Raw genomic sequence first — 18,120 nt, forward strand, 5'->3', positions numbered from 1 at the left:
CCTACACGGTAAACGATTCGCCACACCCGCAGGAGGCTTTCTCGTTTGGATTGATGAACTTGAAACCTTCATTGAGGCCGTCACGGCCGTAATCCAGGCGCGTGCCATCAATAAAGGGCAGGCTCTTGGGATCAACAAACAGTTTAACGCCGTGCTCTTCAAACAGTTGATCGCCTTCCACAGGCTCATCAACAAAATCCAGCTTATAGGCCAGACCCGAGCAACCGGTCAGACGCACACCTAAACGTAGCCCCAAACCGCCCCCGCGTTTTTGCAAATGACGCTGGATATGTTCTGCGGCGGGCTGAGTAAGAGAAATAGACATAATCTTTTCCTTTTTAGAAATCTAAGGAGTTCAGCCTTCAGGCTTAGACAACTGAATAAGGCCTTTGTTCAGTATCGAGGCAATAGCAGCTGCTACAGCCTCTTGGGCCAGCAAGGCGCAATGCACTTTAACGGGCGGCAATTGCAGTGCCTGCTGAACATCGGCAGAGGAAAACTCGGCTGCCTGCTCCAGGCTGCGGCCTTGCAGCCACTGCGTGGCATAAGAGGCGGCAGCAATCGTACAGCCACAGCCATACGCTTTAAAACAGCTGTCCTGGATCAGCCCCTGTTCCGACACGCTCAACTGAATGCGGATCAAGGCGCCTGTTTCGTGGCTGCCTGCCACGCCGGTACCCACATCAGCATCGCTGCTGTTCATGACACCCACATGACGCGGGTGCAGGAAATGATCCATGACAGCGTCACTATATATCATTGCGCGAACTGCTCCGAACCGGACTCGCTCCACAAAGGAGAAATAGCCCGCAATTGTTCAACCACACGACCAATGGCGGCGATCGTGTCATCAATATCCTGCTCTGTGGTGAAACGCCCCAGACTCAAGCGCAAAGAGCTGTGAGCCAACTGGTCACTGCGCCCCAGTGCCCTGAGCACATAGGAAGGCTCCAGGCTGGCCGACGTACAGGCCGAACCGCTGGACACAGCCAAATCCGTCAAGGCCATCATCAAGGCTTCGCCTTCGATGTGATCAACGCTGATATTCAGGTTATGAGGAACACGCTGATCCAGTGTGCCATTTAGATAAAGATCCGGGATCTGCTTCAAACCGGCCCAAAGGCGATCCCGCAACGCCGTAATCCGCTGCGTGTCCGCTTGCATTTCCTGGCCAGCTAACTCAAACGCCAGGCCCATACCCACAATTTGATGGGTTGCCAGCGTCCCAGATCGGAAGCCACGTTCGTGACCACCGCCGTGAATCTGCGCCTTCAAACGCACAGCCGGCTTGCGGCGCACATACAAAGCACCAATTCCCTTGGGGCCATAAGTCTTGTGAGCGGACATGGACATCAAGTCCACAGGCCATTCCTGTAGATTGATTGCCACCTTGCCCGTGGCCTGGGCGGCATCCACATGGAACAGGACCTTGTGTTCGCGGCAAATAGCACCGAGAGCCTGGACATCCTGAATCACGCCAATTTCGTTATTGACCAGCATGACTGAAGCCAGAATGGTGTCAGGACGGATGGCTTGCTTAAAAGCGTCCAGATCAAGCAGTCCGCTGGGCAAGACATCTAGAAAGGTGACTTCAAAACCTTCGTCCAGCAAGGCCGAACAGGTATCCAGCACCGCTTTATGTTCGGTACGGACGGTAATAATATGGCGGCCTTTGGACTGATAAAACTGCGCAGCGCCCTTCAAAGCCAGGTTGATCGCTTCAGTGGCACCGGAAGTCCAGACAATCTCGCGTGGCTCGGCACCGATCAGCGTAGCCACTTGGCGACGCGCCTGATCCACCGCCTCTTCAGCATCCCATCCGTAAGGGTGGGTGTTGGAGGCTGGATTGCCAAATCGTTCCGTTAACCAGGGGATCATGCTGTCGGCCACACGCGAGTCAACCGGCGTGGTGGCGGCATAATCCATATAGATACGCTGAGGGCGATTCATACAAAACTCCGGGTCAGGGGCAAGGGCCACCTACAAAGTACATTCTTCTGGCTGACCGGCTTCCTGAGCGGCCAGCTTGAGCTGACGCAAACGCTGTTGATCCACCAAGTCCTGTAACGAGACAGAATCCAGGTAATCCACCATTTTACGACTAAGCGTTGCCCAAAGCTCGTGAGTCATGCACTCACCTTTTTGCCCATTTGTGCCCTGCTTGCAATTGCCTTTGCCACCGCATTGGGTCGCATCGACAGGCTCATCAACCGCAAACACAATGTCAGCAACGGTAATGTGACGGGCCAAACGCGCAAGCGTATAGCCACCCCCGGGCCCACGCACACTATCGACCAGCTCATGGCGGCGCAGCTTGCCAAATAACTGTTCAAGATAAGAGAGCGAGATACCCTGTCGCTGGCTGATGCCTGCGAGCGTCACCGGTCCACTTTGCTGGCGCAGCGCAAGATCGATCATCGCGGTTACGGCGAAACGCCCTTTTGTCGTCAAACGCATGATAGTTTCCTTGCCAAAGGCGAAAGCGGCCGGATTGCAAAAGCAAATCCGACCAATTTGGTCCAGTATAGCAAATACGGGGGAAACTACCGTGCTTGAGGGCGTGATTTTACACTTATACTGAAGTGTTTATCGCCCTGCTCAGGCGGCGCGATAATTAGGCACACGTTTGCGAACCAGCTCGAATACACCCTTGCAGGCATCCTCGATATAGTCCATGACCTTATTAAAGCCATCCTGCCCCCCGTAATAGGGATCGGGCACGGTAGCCGCCTCAAAGTCAGTGGCAAAGCGCATCAGCAGCATGAGCTTATGGCGATACAAGGGAGGACACATTTGCTGCAAGGCAGCGTGATTTTCCCAGTCCATGCTCAAAATAAGGTCAAAGTCGCGAAAATCATCGCGCTGAACCTGCCGGGCCTGATAAGTAGAGATGTCATAGCCGCGCTTACGAGCGGCTATCTGTGCGCGTGTGTCAGGATGCTCGCCCACATGAAAGCCATGTGTGGCGGCGGAGTCCACCAAAATATCCTCCGACAAGCTGGCTTGATCCACCAGTTGGCGCAAGACACCTTCGGCGCTGGGAGAGCGGCAAATATTCCCTGTACAGACAAACAGAACCTTACTCATAATGCGTCAAAGTCTGCGGGAAAACCCCAAATAAGGCAAGACAGAATGGGGGTGGAAAGCAGCCGCAAAACAAGGTTTTCTGGCGCTAAATCAGGCCACTTTGTGAAGCTTGAGGCAGCGTAAAATCCGAGCGTTTGAAGCTTGTAACAAATAAAAGGCGCGGCACCCTTTGCTTAGCGGATACCCGCCATTCTCGTGATGAGATAAATCAAGCAATACACCCACGCAATGAAAGCCGGTAGCGCAAGCACTAACTTTTTAGGCTTACATGCGCAAATAGTTGCAAATACACCACAAGCATCACCATAAAAGAAAGCACCCCATTTTTCCAGGTAAAGCGCTTCTTTTGAACTCCAGACCACCCTGCTCCTGCTGCATCAGCACCGGGTATTGCGATCCTGTCTCATCAAGCCAGGATCAACCCAGTAGCAACTTGGCCTTCAAGCGCTGCAACTTGTCTCTGGCAGCGGCGGCCTGCTCGAATTCCAGGTTGCGCGCATGATCCATCATCTCTTTTTCCAGACGCTTGATTTCGCGCGCCGCCGCCTTTTCATCTTTGATCAAGGCTTCTGGCACTTCTTCACGCAAGCTCGCGGTCGGGTCTGACGACACCACGCCATCAATCAATTCACGAACCGCTTTGTTGACGCCGCGTGGCGTAATGCCGTGCTCTTCGTTAAAGGCAATTTGCTTGTTGCGACGACGTTCGGTTTCCGAGATCGCCCTATGCATGGAGTCCGTCATTCTGTCCGCATAGAGAATGGCCTTCCCATTCAAGTTCCGCGCTGCCCGGCCTATGGTTTGGATCAGGCTACGTTCGGAGCGCAGAAAACCCTCTTTGTCTGCATCCAAAATGGCCACCAGGGAGACTTCAGGCAAGTCCAGACCTTCGCGCAGCAAGTTAATCCCGACCAACACATCAAATACGCCCAAACGCAGATCGCGAATAATTTCAGCCCGCTCCACCGTATCAATATCGGAGTGCAGATAGCGCACACGCACCCCGTGCTCTGACAGATAGTCGGTCAAGTCTTCAGACATGCGCTTGGTCAAGGTCGTTACCAGCACGCGATCCTGCTGAGCAGTGCGCAGCTTGATTTCACCCAGCAGATCATCTACCTGCGTGGTCGCGGGGCGAACTTCGATGAGCGGGTCCACCAAGCCAGTGGGGCGCACCACCTGCTCCACCACATTATCCGCATGTTCCTGCTCGTAGTTGGAAGGAGTGGCAGAGACAAATACCGTCTGCGGCATACGCCTCTCGAACTCTTCCAGTTTGAGAGGCCGGTTATCCATTGCCGAGGGCAAACGGAAACCAAATTGCACCAGGGTCTCTTTACGCGAACGGTCACCACGATACATGGCGCTTAGCTGCCCGATGGTGACGTGGCTTTCGTCAATGAACATCAGGGCATTGCGCGGCAGATAGTCAATTAGGGTAGGAGGCGGATCGCCGGGGGCTGCCCCTGACAAGTGCCGCGAGTAGTTCTCAATGCCTTTGCAAAAACCCAGCTCCTGCAGCATTTCCAAGTCAAATCGAGTCCGTTGCTCCAGACGCTGCGCTTCAACCAACTGCCCGTCCTTAACTAAAAAGTCCAGGCGCTCGCGCAGTTCCAGCTTGATGGTTTCGATGGCGCGCAAAACCGTTTCGCGTGGCGTCACGTAGTGCGAGCTAGGGAATACGGTAAAGCGATTTAGCTTTTGCACCACTTTGCCGGTCAGGGGATCGAACAGCTCCAGCTCTTCAATCTCGTCGTCAAACAGGCTGACGCGTAAGGCCAGCTCCGCGTTTTCCGCCGGGAAGATATCGACCACTTCCCCACGAGCACGAAACACCCCGCGCTGAAAATCCAGATCGTTACGCTCGTACTGCATGGCCACCAACCGCGCCAGCAATTCCTGCCTGGCGATCCGGTCACCTTTGCGCAGGGTAAGCACCATCGCGTGGTAGTCACCCGGGTTACCAATACCGTAGATGCAGGACACCGTACCCACAATAATGGTGTCAGGCCGCTCCAGCAGGCTTTTCGTCGCCGACAGGCGCATCTGCTCAATATGTTCATTGATGGACGAGTCCTTCTCAATAAACAGATCGCGCGACGGCACATAGGCTTCGGGCTGGTAGTAGTCGTAGTAGGAGACGAAGTACTCCACGGCGTTGCGTGGAAAGAACTCGCGCATCTCAGCGTACAACTGGGCAGCCAAGGTTTTATTGGGGGCCAGCACGATCGCCGGACGCCCGGTACGAGCGATGATGTTGGCCATCGTGTAGGTCTTGCCCGAGCCCGTCACCCCCAGCAGGGTCTGGTACATCAAGCCGTCATCGATCCCCTCAACCAACTGCTCAATCGCCGCTGGCTGGTCGCCCGCTGGCAAATAAGGTTGGAAAAGTTTGAAGGAACTCCCCGGAAACTCTTGAAAGGCAGGCTCAAATTTCATGCTAGACACGCTTTAGGGTAAGCCCGTATTATCCCATTAATGCTTTGTTTTACTACCTTTCTGCACTAACGCCCCCATATCATCATGACATCGCTCTTCGAAACCGTCGAACTGGCTCCACGCGACCCCATCTTGGGTTTGAACGAACAATACAATGCCGATGAACGCAGCGGCAAAGTTAATCTGGGAGTCGGTGTTTATTACGACGATCAAGGGCGTATCCCGATTTTGCAGGCTGTCCAGAAAGCGGAAGAAGCCATGATGGCCACAGCGGCTGCCCGCAGCTACCTGCCCATTGAAGGGATCAACACCTACAACCTGGGTGCACAAACCCTTTTGCTGGGCGCAGACTCCCCTATCATCGCCGAAGGCCGTGCCCTGACCGTGCAGTCTCTGGGCGGTACCGGTGCACTGAAGATCGGCGCCGACTTCCTGCAGCAACTATTGCCCCAGTCGCAGGTCTACATCAGCGACCCAAGCTGGGAAAACCACCGCGCCCTGTTTGAACGCGCCGGCTTCAAGGTCAATACCTACGCTTACTACGATGCCGCCACCCATGGCCTGAATTTCGACGGCATGCTGGCCTCGCTGCGCGCCATGCCTGCTCAGTCCATCGTGGTTCTGCATGCTTGCTGCCACAACCCCACCGGCGTTGATCCCAGCGCCGAGCAATGGACCCAGATCGCTGAACTGATCAAAGAGCGCCAACTGGTTCCTTTCCTGGACATCGCCTACCAAGGCTTTGGTGACGGTCTGGAAGAAGACGCCAGCGTGGTTCGCTTGTTCGCCAAGCTTGGCCTGTCCATGTTCATCAGCTCCTCGTTTTCCAAATCGTTCTCGCTGTACGGTGAGCGTGTGGGTGCCCTGACCCTGGTCACTTCCAGCAAAGACGAAACCTCCCGTGTGCTTAGCCAGGTTAAACGCGTGATTCGCACCAACTACTCCAACCCGCCCACACACGGCGGCAAGGTCGTGGCTACTGTGCTGAACTCGCCCGAACTGTTCCAAACCTGGGCGACTGAACTTGCCGGCATGCGTGACCGCATCCGCGAGATGCGTGGTCAGCTGGTTGCCAAACTCAAAGAGCATGGCGTAGAACAAGACTTTGATTTCGTGCTGCAACAGCGCGGTATGTTCTCCTACTCCGGCCTTACCGCCGCCCAGGTGGAGCGTCTGCGTCAAGAGCACGGTATTTACGCCGTCAGCAGCGGCCGTATCTGCGTAGCTGCGCTGAACAGCCAAAATATTGATGTTGTGGCCAAAGCCATCGCTCAAGTATTGAAGTAAGCTAATTGGCAGTTAGTAAGAACGACGCCCTTCTTCGGAAGGGCGTTGTCGTTCCAGCTCTTGCTGCCCTGCACCTATCCCGACACCATGACCGAACCTATCTCCCTGACTACTGAGCGCCTGAACTTGCGTCCCTGGAAGCCCAGTGACCTGGAACCCTTTTCCGAACTGAATGGCGATTCCGATACCTTGCGCTACTACCCTGCAACCCTGAGTCGTGCAGACAGTGACGCGCTAGCCCAGCGCTGCCAGCGACTGATTGAGGAACACGGCTGGGGGCCCTGGGCAGTAGAACTAAAGGAAAGCGGCCAGTTTATAGGCATGGTCGGCTTGAACCGTCCCACTGCAGACTTGCACTTTCAGCCCTGCGTAGAAGTCCTTTGGCGTTTGCTGCCCGAGTTTTGGGGCAAAGGCTATGCCACCGAGGCGGCTAAAGCCTGCCTAGACTTTGGCTTTACTAAATTAGATCTGCAGCAGATCGTGGCCTATACGGCTCAGTTAAATCTGCCATCTCAGACGGTCATGCAGCGTCTGGGCATGCAGGCTCAGCCCGGCACCTTCGACCATCCTGGAGTACCCGCTGGCCATAAGCTCGTCCCCCATGTGCTGTACACAATGGACCGCGACAATTGGCCCACCGCCAATCAGCAGGGCTCAAGAGTTCAAAAATGAGGCCTTGAAGGCCTGTGCCGCTTGCCAAAACGCAAACTGTAACGCACAATCTTTACTGTATATATATTCAGCAGACAATACTATGACCGTCAAGCTCACTGCACGCCAACAACAAGTGCTGGACATCATCCGTTCTGAAATTGAACGGACGGGTTTTCCGCCCACCCGCGCAGAAATTGCTCAGGTGCTGGGCTTCAAATCCGCCAATGCAGCCGAAGATCATTTAAAAGCTCTGGCCCGTAAAGGCGCTATTGAACTGACCGCGGGTGCCTCGCGAGGCATACGCTTGCTGGGCACTGAACCCCGCGAAGCCGCTGCCCCTAGCGCGATGCTGGCCAATCTGGCCGATGCCTTGTTGCTGCCTATTATTGGACGGGTTGCTGCGGGTAGCCCCATCCTGGCCACCGAGCACATCGAGCGCGAAATCGGCGTAGCCCCTACCCTATTCGCCCAGACCCCAGACTACCTGCTCCGCGTACGTGGACTGAGCATGAAAGACGCGGGTATTTTTGACGGCGACTTGTTGGCCGTTAAAAAAGCAACGGAAGCCCGTAACGGCCAGATTGTGGTGGTCCGTATTGGCGATGATGTCACCGTCAAGCGTCTTTCACGTTCCAGCAATCAAGTTGTACTCTTGCCCGAGAACCCCGACTTTGAACCCATCATTGTGACCGACCCAGACTCCCTGGCTCTGGAAGGTATTGCAGTTGGCCTGATTCGTACCAGCCCCTTGCATTAAGCAACTGGCCACAGGCGAAGAAAACCCCATACACCACTGGTCTATGGGGTTTTTTAATGGCTTGGGATTGTCGCTGTCGACAGTCAACTTGCAGATATATTCGTCGCGGTTACTGTGGGCTCCAGAAAACACAACTCGCTAGCTGAGCTATTGCAGTGATGATAGAGACTGTGCGTCTTCTGCTACCTTCGCTGTTGTGGCGGTTGTAGATGTTCTGGCTGTTGCTGTTGCTGTTGCTGTTGCTGTTGCTGTTGCTGTTGCTGTTGCTGTTGCTGTTGCTGTTGCTGTTGCTGTTGCAGGCAAAATTGTAGGGCCAGACCTAATTGCTTGCCACACCCACAACCATGCGACTGCGAAGTACCAAAACATCAGTCTGACACCGCCATCCAATTACCTTCGCAGAAAACAAACAGGCCACCTTGAAAACAAGGTGGCCTGTTTGCGGGAAGATACTCCCTGTACTACTTATGGCTTAGTGCTTAAAGGACTCAGAGCCCTGCGCTGCCGCACGATTAGCTGCCAAGGCCTCAGCGGCCAGACGCGCTACTTCCTCGTCACTCAGAGGCGTTACCGCGTCTTGCAAGGCCACTTCCAGTACACGATCAATCCAACGCACCGGGATGATCTCCAGCGTGTTTTTCACGTTATCTGGAATATCGGCCAAGTCTTTGACGTTTTCCTCTGGAATCATCACGGTTTTGATACCACCGCGCTGAGCAGCCAGCAGCTTCTCTTTCAAACCACCGATAGGCAGAACTTCACCACGCAAGGTGATTTCACCCGTCATGGCAACGTCCGCACGAACCGGAATACCCGTCAAGCTAGACACAATAGCCGTGGTGATAGCGATACCCGCCGATGGACCATCCTTGGGCGTAGCGCCTTCAGGAAAGTGCACATGCAAGTCACGCTTCTCAAACACGGTATTGGCAATACCCCATTTCTGGGCACGCGAACGTACGACTGTTCGAGCAGCTTCAACCGACTCTTTCATCACGTCGCCAATCGAACCAGTACGCAGCACATTGCCTTTACCGGGCATGTCAGCCACTTCAATGGTCAGCAATTCGCCACCCACTTCAGTCCAGGCCAGGCCCGTAACTTGTCCAATCTTGTTCTCTTTTTCGGCCAGACCGAAGGAGAAACGACGCACGCCCAGGTAATCATTCAGATTCTCTGCATTGACGACCAGAGTCTCTTGAGTGAGCGTCTTGTTACGAGCAGCACGTGTACCTGCTTGCGGGTTAGCCACGAGCAGCTTGCGCACTACCTTGCGGCAGATTTTGCTGATTTCACGTTCCAACGAACGCACACCTGCTTCGCGAGTGTAGTAACGCACGATGTCGCGCACCGCGTCTTCTGTCACTTCCAGCTCACCATCGCGCACGCCGTTGTTCTTCATCAGCTTGGGCAAGAGGTAATCGAAAGCGATACGCACTTTTTCGTCTTCGGTGTAGCCAGACAGACGAATCACTTCCATACGGTCCAACAGAGCCGGAGGAATGTTCAAGGTGTTGCTAGTAGCCACGAACATCACATCGGACAAGTCGTAGTCCACTTCCAGGTAGTGATCCTGGAAGGTATGGTTTTGTTCGGGGTCCAGAACCTCCAACAGCGCCGAGGATGGATCACCACGGAAATCCGCACCCATCTTGTCGATCTCGTCCAGCAGGAACAAGGGGTTACGTACACCCACTTTGCTCATGTTCTGAACCACTTTACCGGGCATGGAGCCAATGTAGGTACGACGGTGACCACGAATCTCGGCCTCGTCACGCACCCCGCCCAACGCCATGCGAATGAACTTGCGGTTCGTGGCCTTGGCAATGGATTGACCCAGCGAGGTTTTACCCACGCCTGGAGGGCCAACCAAGCACAAGATTGGGGCCTTGAGCTTGTCAACGCGCTGCTGCACAGCCAGGTATTCCACAATGCGCTCTTTGACCTTCTCCAGACCAAAGTGATCCGCATCCAATACTTCCTCGGCATTGCTCAAGGAGTTATTGATACGGCTCTTTTTGCGCCAAGGCAGACCCACCAAGGTCTCAATGTAGTTGCGCACCACAGTCGCTTCGGCCGACATCGGGGACATCAGCTTGAGCTTTTTCATTTCGGATTCGGCTTTCTTGAGCGCTTCTTTGCTCAGTTGGGCCTGCTCGATGCGTTTTTCCAGCTCTTCAACATCAGCACCGTCTTCGCCTTCGCCCAACTCTTTCTGAATCGCTTTGACCTGCTCGTTCAGGTAGTAGTCACGCTGGCTCTTTTCCATCTGCTTTTTGACGCGGCCGCGAATACGCTTTTCGACCTGCAAGATGTCGATCTCGCCTTCCAGCTGGGACAGCAAGCCTTCCAGGCGTTGCAGCGCATTAGGCGTTTCCAGCATGCCCTGCTTTTGTTCCAACTTCAGCGGCAAATGGGCCGCAATCGTATCCGCCAGACGGCCAGCATCATCGATGCCCGTCAGGGAGGTCAGAATTTCCTGAGGAATCTTTTTATTCAGTTTGACGTACTGTTCGAACTGACCCAGCACTGCGCGACGCAGGGCTTCAGTTTCAGCTGCATCACCGGCATCGCCGGGCACTTCCACTACCGAGGCCATGAAGTGGGTCTCGGCATCTTGAACTTGCTGGATTCGTGCACGCTGCAAGCCTTCCACCAACACCTTGACGGTGCCATCGGGCAACTTGAGCATTTGCAAAATACTGGCCGCACACGCAATTTCGTAGAGATCCTCTGGAGCAGGATCGTCCTTGCCCGCGGACTTTTGGGCCACCAGCATGATGTTGTTGCCGGACTCCATGGCCAGCTCAAGGGCTTTAATAGAGCGAGGCCGACCGACAAAAAGCGGAATCACCATGTGAGGGAACACCACTACATCGCGCAAAGGGAGCAGCGGCAGCTCAATAGGTTCCGTAGAAAGAATCTGGCTCGCAGACATAGTCATTTCCTATAAATGTCCTTAGACGCAAAAGGGAAGCCTGGGCTTCCCTTTCACGGTTTAACCTGTTGTAGCTCAGATTGTGGCGAATTTTGATATTTCAAGTAGGCCGGACCAATATAAGGACAGAACTTTACAGAGTTAAAGAGAGACAAGCTTGTACGCCTATAAGTCGCCACCAATGCTGGACTCCTCTCTTTTTTCCATCGCCTGTCGCCCTGTCTTATCTGTGCTTCGCCCAGCCACAAGCCAGACAAAACACAGACAAAATCAATCTTTCTAAGCTACTGCGTTTTTCAAGGGCGACTCAGTGTCACTAGCCTCACTATCGGACAAAGGGCGACCCAAAATCAATTCGGGTTTACTCTTTCCGATCACAGCGTCCTCGGTCAGAACAACCTTGCTGACATCTTTGCGAGAAGGCAGTTCGTACATGGTATCCAGCAAGGCTTGCTCGACAATGCTACGCAAACCACGGGCGCCGGTACGACGCTTGATGGCACGCTGAGCAACGGCACGCAAGGCTTCAGGCTGAACTTCCAGATCCACGCCTTCCATGCTGAGCAGCTTTTGGAACTGTTTGACCAGCGCGTTGCGCGGTTCGGTCAAGATACGGATCAAAGCATCTTCGTGCAGCTCTTCCAGCGTAGCGACTACAGGCAGACGACCGACAAGTTCAGGGATAAGACCAAATTTGATCAAATCCTCTGGCTCTGCTTCGGAGAACAGCTCGCCCACGCCACGCTCGGACTTAGCTTTGACCGAGGCAGAAAAACCAATACCGGATTTCTCGGTACGATCTCGGATCACCTTCTCCAGACCATCAAAGGCACCCCCTACGATAAACAGAATGCTGGTGGTATCCACCTGCACAAAGTCCTGGTTGGGGTGTTTACGGCCGCCTTGCGGGGGAACCGAAGCCACTGTGCCTTCAATCAGTTTGAGCAGCGCTTGTTGCACGCCCTCGCCCGATACGTCACGGGTGATGGAAGGGTTATCCGATTTACGGGAAATTTTGTCGATTTCATCAATGTAGATGATGGCGCGCTGCGCTTTTTCCACATCGTAATCGCAATTTTGCAGCAGTTTTTGAACGATGTTCTCAACGTCCTCACCCACGTAACCGGCTTCGGTCAGAGTGGTCGCGTCGGCCATCACAAAAGGTACATCCAACATGCGGGCCAAAGTTTGAGCCAGCAGCGTCTTGCCCGAGCCCGTAGGTCCGATCAGCAAGATATTACTTTTGGACAGTTCCACATCGTCACGGCCTGCTTTGCCGCTACGAATTCGTTTGTAGTGGTTGTACACCGCCACCGCCAAGGTGCGCTTAGGCATTTCCTGGCCAATGACATACCCGTCCAGAAACTCTTTGATTTCCTGGGGGGTGGGCAGTTCTTTACGTTCACCATCAGGAGTGGCGCCCGCTGCTTCGTCACGAATGATATCGGTACACAGATCAATACATTCGTCGCAAATGAACACGGACGAAGGTCCAGCGATCAGTTTCTTGACCTCGTGCTGGCTTTTATTGCAAAACGAGCAATGCAGAACTTTCTCGTCGGCCGATTTCTTTTCGGACATAAATTTAAATTTCACTTCAGGATGGTAAAAGGACGGGAACAAGTCCCGCCCCAGAACAGCCATATTACTGCTTTAGATCGATCCCTGTACGGGACAGATGATTACTCATCACGAGTGTTCATCACCTTGTCGATCAGGCCATAAGCCACGGCGTCTTCAGCTGCCATGAAGTTGTCACGCTCGGTATCCAGCTCGATACGTTCAACAGGCTGACCGCAATTTGCAGCCAGGATCTTGTTCAAACGTTCACGCAGGCTCAAGATTTCCTTGGCCTGAATCTGGATATCGGAAGCCTGACCGCGCGCACCGCCCGAAGGCTGATGAATCATGATGCGCGAGTTAGGCAAGGCCAAGCGCTTGCCCTTGACGCCCGAAGACAGCAAGAAAGCGCCCATGCTGGCAGCCATGCCGGTACACAATGTCGAGACTTCCGGCTTGACGAACTGCATCGTGTCGTAAATGGCAAGACCTGCATAGACCGAGCCACCGGGCGAGTTGATGTAGAGAGAAATATCCTTTTCAGGATTTTCCGACTCCAAAAACAGCAGTTGAGCAACAATCAGGTTGGCCGAATTATCATGAACCGGGCCCACCAGAAAGATGATGCGCTCGCGCAGCAGACGCGAGTAGATGTCGTAAGACCTCTCCCCACGGCCGGACTGCTCGATCACGATAGGCACGTAACCCAAACCTGTAGGGGCAACGGATTGCCCCCCATGCATTGAGGCGTAGAAGTCGACAAAGGTTGACGACATTAGTTGGTTCCCATGATTTGGTCGAACGCCACCTCCTCGTCGGTCACCTTGGCCTGGGACAGTACGTGCTCGACAACGTTGTCTTCGAGTACAACTGCCTCGATCTCGGCGCGACGCTGGCGATCAGACAGGTAATAGGCCACCACTTGGGCGGGCTGTTCGTAGTTCTGGGCAAACTCTTCGATGCGGGCACGGACCTGCTCGGGCTTGGCTTGCAGTTCAGCAGCCTTGACCAGCTCGGACACCAGCAGACCCAGACGCACGCGGCGTGTGGATTCTTCCTGGAAAGCCTCGGCAGGAATGGGCATCTTGTCTGCGTCAGGTACACCACGCTCTTTCAGCTCAGCACGCGCCGAAGCGATGCGACCTTGAACGTCGTTGTCTACCAGAGCTTTAGGCACGTCAAATTCGCTGGCGGTCAGCAAAGCATCCATCACTGCCGACTTGTTGCGGGCGTGAACACGAGCCTTGATTTCACGCTCGATGTTGGCACGAATATCAGCCAACAAAGCGTCAACGTCACCTTCAGCTTGACCCAGGGACTTGGCAAATTCAGCATCCATCTCGGGCAGAACAGGCTGAGCCACGTCTGTCACGGTGATCTTGAATTCGGCTGTTTTGCCAGCCACTTCTTTGCCGGTGTAGTCAGCAGGAAATTCCAGGGGGAACGTTTTGGTTTCGCCTGCTTTCATGCCAGCCACTGCTGTTTCGAACTCGGGCAGCATGCGGCCACGGCCTTGCAGGTACTGGAAACCTTCAGCGCTACCGCCTTCGAAGGCGACGCCGTCGATGGTGCCCACAAAGTCCAGGGTGATGCGGTCATCTTCCTGAGCTTCGCGATCGGCGCTGGATTCGTAGTTGGCGCGCTGCTTACGCAGCACGTCTACAGTGCGCTGAATGTCTTCGTCGGTCACAGGCGTGTCAGCACGCTTGATTTCCAGTTTGGACAGGTCAGGCACGGCTACTTCGGGGTAAACCTCGAACGTAGCGGTAAAGGCCATGGTGCCTTCAGGTGCATCGCCTTCTTTGGCTTCCAGATTTGGAGTGCCGGCGACACGCAATTTGGAGTCCTGGATCACTTTGTCCAGGGCTTTGCCGATTTCTTCGTTGATGGCGTCGTAACGGATTCCAGGGCCGTGACTGCGCTCGACAACGGACAAAGGCGCTTTACCGGGACGGAAGCCCTGTACCTTGGCCGTACGAGCCACACGCTTGAGCTGGGCCTGGACTTGTTTTTCTACGTCGGCCACCGAAACGACCACATCGACTCGGCGCTCCAAGCCGGACAGAATTTCAACCTCGGGCTGCATTGAAGACCTATATTAAATTGAGTGATTGATAAGAGTAATCCAGCATTTTACCGGAAACTGGCACGGTAAATCCAAACAAACGTATTTTGAATCATAATTCCCTGTCAAGACAATACAGCCGTGCCGGACTATGATCCCTTACTTTACCTCCCCTATGCAAGACTGATATGCACAAGAACACCCCTTTAGGCGGTATCCGGGTCCTGGAATTAGGCCAATTGATCGCCGGCCCCTTTGCTGCCAAGATCCTGGGCGAATTTGGCGCGGACGTGATCAAGATTGAATCTCCTAAAGGCGGCGACCCCTTACGCAAATGGCGCCTGCTGCATAACGGCAACTCAGTCTGGTGGGAGGTGCAGTCCCGTAACAAACGGTCACTGGCTTTGGATCTGCGCCAGGCTGAATGCCAGGACGTGGTGCGCGAGCTGGTCAAAGAATGCGACATTCTGATCGAGAACTTTCGTCCTGGCGCACTGGAAGAATGGGGCTTGGGCTGGGAAGATCTTAAAGCCATCAACCCCGGCCTGATCATGCTCCGCGTCTCTGGCTACGGTCAGACCGGCCCCTATAAAGACAAACCAGGCTTTGGCGTCATTGGCGAAGCCATGGGTGGCTTGCGCCACCTGAGCGGTGAAGCCGGACGCCCACCTGTACGCGTTGGGGTTTCCATCGGTGATTCCCTGGCCGCCTTACATGGCGTGATCGGCATCATGATGGCCTTGCGCCAACGAGAACAAAACGACGGTCAGGGCCAATACATTGACGTTGCCCTGTACGAGTCTGTCTTCAATATGATGGAAAGCCTGCTGCCGGAATACTCTGCCTTTGGCGCGATTCGCGAGCCCGCGGGCAGCAGCTTACCGGGCATCACCCCCAGCAATGCCTACGTCTGCAAAGATGGCAAATACGCCTTGATTGCTGGCAACGGCGACAGCATCTTCAAGCGCTTGATGAGCGCCATCGGCCGCCCTGACATGGCCGACAACCCCGATTACGCACACAACGATGGCCGCGCCAAAAACGCCGGGGTGATCGATGCAGCGATTGGCCACTGGGCCAGCGCGCTAGAGCTGGATAAAGTGCTGGCTATTTTGGATCAGGCCGGTGTGCCCGCAGGCCGCGTCTACGACATTGCCGACATAGCGGCCGACCCACATTATCAGGCGCGTGACATGCTGCTGGACGCGACGCTATCCGATGGCACGCCGCTTAAAGTACCTGGCATTGTTCCCAAACTGAGCAGTAGCCCTGGCGGCATCTACCGCCCTGCTCCGCAGCTGGGGCAAGACACCCAGGAAATTCTGGATGAGCTGGGGATCAACGCGGAAAAACAAGCGGATTGGCTGGAACGCGGTTTGATCGCCAAAAGCCCAAAACGCAGCTAAAACAAAGCAGTACAAAAACCTGCTTCAAGAAAGACGGAACGGCCCCTAATCTATTTGAATTTTACGCACCGCAAGCACTTGCCTAGGGCGGAAATCCACGCTAGAATCTACTTCTTTCGTTTTGCGAACGTGGCGGAATTGGTAGACGCACCAGATTTAGGTTCTGGCGCCGAGAGGTGTGAGAGTTCGAGTCTCTCCGTTCGCACCAAAGAATTAAAGCCGTTGATTATAAAAAATCAATATTTATTCTAAATAAATCAACGGCTTATATTTCTTTTCATACCAGCTTTTTGATAGCCTGCTCTACAGACTCCAACAATATCGTAGGCCTCAGCAGCGCCTTACGAAATATTGCTTGAGATGGGGCCTACCCAACATCAACCAACAGACTTTCAGCTGTCGCCAAAAGATAGCGAACCTGTCGGGCGCCCCCACAATACGGTGTTAATAGCTTGCCGCTTTCGCAACAGCGATGACTTTAGCCGCCAATCTCCTTGAGCAGAGTGTCTGCCGCAAGCTTGCCAAGGGCATTGGCTGCCAAGGGGCTATCTCCGGTAATTAGCTTGCGGTCTCTCAACACAGCCCCCGAGATATCGCTATTGACGATCTCAAAGCCTAAGGCTTTCAGCTTCTCACCGAACTTCCAGGTCAGGTGGCCGGGCATGTAGCCGATGTCGGGGGTTCTATCGTCGAGAGTATCCGGGAAGGCGCAAATTTTATAGCCTCGGTAAATATCGCTATCGCCGACTGCCAGAAACGCGGCAGGGCCGTGGCACAGCGAGATAAGAAACTTGTCATTCGCCGCGGCCCACTCCAGCACTGTTGCCACATCTTTGCTTTCTGGCAAGCCGATCAAGGCTCCATGACCCCCAGGAATGAAAATAGCAGCGTAATTATCCAGCCCTTGTGCGATGACTTCCGACAAGGTAAGTGGCTGCTTGAACTGCGAGCGATATTGGTCGAAAAAACCCTTCACTTTCTCATCGTCGGAAGGCATAGCCCAATACTCAAACTTGACCGGATTACCTGAAACGGTCGCCACATCAAAGGCAAAACCCGCCTTATCAAGGTGGTACATGGGCAGCAAAGTTTCTACCGGATGGTTACCGGTAGAGAAGAACGTACCATTGCTGGTCAGCAGATAACGCTCATCTGCGCCGATCATCAAAATCTTTTTCCCACCCTTGTAAGGGCTCGGATAATCAGCGCCGCCCAGATCGGACTTGGGAGAGGTGAACTGGCTTAGCGAATAGCTAGAAGGGAAAAACGCATTCTCCTCCGCTGGATCTGCTTGTGGCCTTTTGTCGGAAGCATTTTGATCAGACATATCAAGCTCCTATCGTCAGTCGTCGAAAGTCTGATAGTGCAGTACCGAGCAGATCCACACAAGGAGGAGTTTGTGTCAATCGGAATACATGAATTAGAAGCCACTCAAGGAAAAACAAGTCACTTCAGGCTCTTTCTTGGGGCGCTTGAATACATCACACTGCACCGCCTGATTTTCTTTTTGCAAGGTGTACTGATACTCGACCCCATTGCCATAAGACTCGTAATGCATCGCCACGATCTTCCAGCCTTCACTCAAGTACTGGTTAAGGGGCTTGGAAGTGGCTTCCCAAAAGGCGGCACTTTCCTGGGCTGACGCTGTTTTACCTGCTAGCAATGCCCCGACCACGAGCATCATCACAATTGCTTTGAAACGCATTTTTTCTCCTTGATGTGATTGAAAAACCAACGGAAAAATAGCGAAACAAAACAGCCAAAATCCGTGGTCGCGCCACTATAGCGACTCCAGAAGGCGAAAAAGTAGCAAAGTGTATATAGACGTGCAACAACCACCAAACTCTTGCAAAAGCCCCGCGTGGGCGGCGAAACGCACGGCTCAAAGGCGTCCAGAAAAATAGGCCAGCCACGAAAAAGCCGCCCC

16 protein-coding genes and 1 tRNA gene are annotated in these 18,120 nt (G+C 54.1%); 5 read left to right on the forward strand and 12 right to left on the reverse strand.

Going from position 1 to position 18,120, the window contains the following annotated elements; translation table 11 throughout:
- Position 1: 1 nt before the first annotated feature.
- From AC1RSM_RS06835 to uvrB, 6 genes are all read right to left on the reverse strand, one after another.
- Complete coding sequence (locus AC1RSM_RS06835) at positions 2 to 325, reverse strand: HesB/IscA family protein (protein WP_492930740.1); 324 nt, start codon at positions 323 to 325, stop codon at positions 2 to 4.
- Between the two features lie 30 nt (positions 326 to 355).
- Positions 356 to 760 (reverse strand): iron-sulfur cluster assembly scaffold protein, encoded by a 405-nt coding sequence (locus AC1RSM_RS06840; RefSeq protein WP_492930742.1) that lies wholly within the window; start codon positions 758 to 760, stop codon positions 356 to 358.
- A complete protein-coding gene (locus tag AC1RSM_RS06845) occupies positions 757 to 1,950 on the reverse strand; it encodes an IscS subfamily cysteine desulfurase (protein WP_492930744.1) in 1,194 nt (397 codons plus the stop codon). Before AC1RSM_RS06845 ends, AC1RSM_RS06840 begins: the two co-directional genes overlap by 4 nt.
- A 30-nt stretch (positions 1,951 to 1,980) precedes the next feature.
- Positions 1,981 to 2,457, reverse strand: coding sequence for a Fe-S cluster assembly transcriptional regulator IscR (gene iscR / locus AC1RSM_RS06850; RefSeq protein ID WP_021446710.1), 477 nt, complete (start codon positions 2,455 to 2,457; stop codon positions 1,981 to 1,983).
- 141 nt (positions 2,458 to 2,598) lie between these two features.
- Positions 2,599 to 3,090 (reverse strand): low molecular weight protein-tyrosine-phosphatase, encoded by a 492-nt coding sequence (locus tag AC1RSM_RS06855; RefSeq protein ID WP_492931485.1) that lies wholly within the window; start codon positions 3,088 to 3,090, stop codon positions 2,599 to 2,601.
- A gap of 414 nt (positions 3,091 to 3,504) precedes the next feature.
- Positions 3,505 to 5,526, reverse strand: coding sequence for an excinuclease ABC subunit UvrB (gene uvrB / locus AC1RSM_RS06860; protein ID WP_492930747.1), 2,022 nt, complete (start codon positions 5,524 to 5,526; stop codon positions 3,505 to 3,507).
- Between the two features lie 84 nt (positions 5,527 to 5,610).
- On the opposite strand from uvrB, the gene AC1RSM_RS06865 reads away from it, so the two are divergent.
- The 3 genes from AC1RSM_RS06865 (at position 5,611) to lexA (ending at position 8,224) form a co-directional block, all read left to right on the forward strand.
- Positions 5,611 to 6,813 carry an amino acid aminotransferase gene (locus tag AC1RSM_RS06865; protein WP_492930749.1) on the forward strand — a complete coding sequence of 401 codons (1,203 nt, stop codon included), beginning with the start codon at positions 5,611 to 5,613 and terminating at the stop codon, positions 6,811 to 6,813.
- Positions 6,814 to 6,858: 45 nt separating this feature from the next.
- Positions 6,859 to 7,485, forward strand: a complete 627-nt coding sequence (locus AC1RSM_RS06870) for a GNAT family N-acetyltransferase (protein ID WP_492930751.1) — start codon at positions 6,859 to 6,861, stop codon at positions 7,483 to 7,485.
- Positions 7,486 to 7,567: 82 nt separating this feature from the next.
- Positions 7,568 to 8,224 carry a transcriptional repressor LexA gene (lexA, locus tag AC1RSM_RS06875; RefSeq protein WP_492930753.1) on the forward strand — a complete coding sequence of 219 codons (657 nt, stop codon included), beginning with the start codon at positions 7,568 to 7,570 and terminating at the stop codon, positions 8,222 to 8,224.
- Positions 8,225 to 8,696: 472 nt separating this feature from the next.
- On the opposite strand, the gene lon is transcribed toward lexA, so the two are convergent.
- The 4 genes from lon to tig all read right to left on the reverse strand — a co-directional run bounded on the left by lon (position 8,697) and on the right by tig (position 14,808).
- Positions 8,697 to 11,162, reverse strand: a complete 2,466-nt coding sequence (lon, locus tag AC1RSM_RS06880; RefSeq protein WP_492930755.1) for an endopeptidase La — start codon at positions 11,160 to 11,162, stop codon at positions 8,697 to 8,699.
- A 279-nt stretch (positions 11,163 to 11,441) separates the two neighbouring features.
- The gene (clpX, locus tag AC1RSM_RS06885) at positions 11,442 to 12,743 is read right to left on the reverse strand and encodes an ATP-dependent Clp protease ATP-binding subunit ClpX (protein WP_492930757.1); all 1,302 of its coding nucleotides are present in this window, start codon (positions 12,741 to 12,743) and stop codon (positions 11,442 to 11,444) included.
- A gap of 101 nt (positions 12,744 to 12,844) precedes the next feature.
- Positions 12,845 to 13,498, reverse strand: coding sequence for an ATP-dependent Clp endopeptidase proteolytic subunit ClpP (gene clpP, locus AC1RSM_RS06890; protein WP_492930759.1), 654 nt, complete (start codon positions 13,496 to 13,498; stop codon positions 12,845 to 12,847).
- The gene (gene tig, locus AC1RSM_RS06895; protein ID WP_492930761.1) at positions 13,498 to 14,808 is read right to left on the reverse strand and encodes a trigger factor; all 1,311 of its coding nucleotides are present in this window, start codon (positions 14,806 to 14,808) and stop codon (positions 13,498 to 13,500) included. Before tig ends, clpP begins: the two co-directional genes overlap by 1 nt.
- A 167-nt stretch (positions 14,809 to 14,975) precedes the next feature.
- Between tig and AC1RSM_RS06900 the strand changes: the two genes are divergently transcribed.
- Positions 14,976 to 16,193 (forward strand): CaiB/BaiF CoA transferase family protein, encoded by a 1,218-nt coding sequence (locus AC1RSM_RS06900; protein ID WP_492930763.1) that lies wholly within the window; start codon positions 14,976 to 14,978, stop codon positions 16,191 to 16,193.
- A gap of 123 nt (positions 16,194 to 16,316) precedes the next feature.
- Positions 16,317 to 16,401: transfer RNA gene (locus tag AC1RSM_RS06905), tRNA-Leu, on the forward strand.
- Positions 16,402 to 16,671: 270 nt separating this feature from the next.
- On the opposite strand, the gene hchA is transcribed toward AC1RSM_RS06905, so the two are convergent.
- Both hchA and AC1RSM_RS06915 read right to left on the reverse strand, forming a co-directional pair.
- Positions 16,672 to 17,520, reverse strand: coding sequence for a glyoxalase III HchA (gene hchA, locus AC1RSM_RS06910; protein WP_492930765.1), 849 nt, complete (start codon positions 17,518 to 17,520; stop codon positions 16,672 to 16,674).
- Between the two features lie 93 nt (positions 17,521 to 17,613).
- A complete protein-coding gene (locus AC1RSM_RS06915; protein WP_492930767.1) occupies positions 17,614 to 17,898 on the reverse strand; it encodes a hypothetical protein in 285 nt (94 codons plus the stop codon).
- Between the last annotated feature and the right edge of the window lie 222 nt (positions 17,899 to 18,120).

Source organism: Alcaligenes sp. GW821-FHT11D07 (assembly GCF_058808495.1).

Bases quoted from the DNA above. Each gene is read 5' to 3' on its own strand.
- lexA (WP_492930753.1), top strand. From the start codon at position 7,568: ATGACCGTCAAGCTCACTGCACGCCAACAACAAGTGCTGGACATCATC.
- iscR (WP_021446710.1), bottom strand. From the start codon at position 2,457: ATGCGTTTGACGACAAAAGGGCGTTTCGCCGTAACCGCGATGATCGAT.
- AC1RSM_RS06840 (WP_492930742.1), bottom strand. From the start codon at position 760: ATGATATATAGTGACGCTGTCATGGATCATTTCCTGCACCCGCGTCAT.
- AC1RSM_RS06835 (WP_492930740.1), bottom strand. From the start codon at position 325: ATGTCTATTTCTCTTACTCAGCCCGCCGCAGAACATATCCAGCGTCAT.
- tig (WP_492930761.1), bottom strand. From the start codon at position 14,808: ATGCAGCCCGAGGTTGAAATTCTGTCCGGCTTGGAGCGCCGAGTCGAT.
- AC1RSM_RS06915 (WP_492930767.1), bottom strand. From the start codon at position 17,898: ATGCGTTTCAAAGCAATTGTGATGATGCTCGTGGTCGGGGCATTGCTA.
- clpX (WP_492930757.1), bottom strand. From the start codon at position 12,743: ATGTCCGAAAAGAAATCGGCCGACGAGAAAGTTCTGCATTGCTCGTTT.
- AC1RSM_RS06865 (WP_492930749.1), top strand. From the start codon at position 5,611: ATGACATCGCTCTTCGAAACCGTCGAACTGGCTCCACGCGACCCCATC.
- uvrB (WP_492930747.1), bottom strand. From the start codon at position 5,526: ATGAAATTTGAGCCTGCCTTTCAAGAGTTTCCGGGGAGTTCCTTCAAA.
- clpP (WP_492930759.1), bottom strand. From the start codon at position 13,498: ATGTCGTCAACCTTTGTCGACTTCTACGCCTCAATGCATGGGGGGCAA.
- AC1RSM_RS06845 (WP_492930744.1), bottom strand. From the start codon at position 1,950: ATGAATCGCCCTCAGCGTATCTATATGGATTATGCCGCCACCACGCCG.
- AC1RSM_RS06900 (WP_492930763.1), top strand. From the start codon at position 14,976: ATGCACAAGAACACCCCTTTAGGCGGTATCCGGGTCCTGGAATTAGGC.
- lon (WP_492930755.1), bottom strand. From the start codon at position 11,162: ATGTCTGCGAGCCAGATTCTTTCTACGGAACCTATTGAGCTGCCGCTG.
- hchA (WP_492930765.1), bottom strand. From the start codon at position 17,520: ATGTCTGATCAAAATGCTTCCGACAAAAGGCCACAAGCAGATCCAGCG.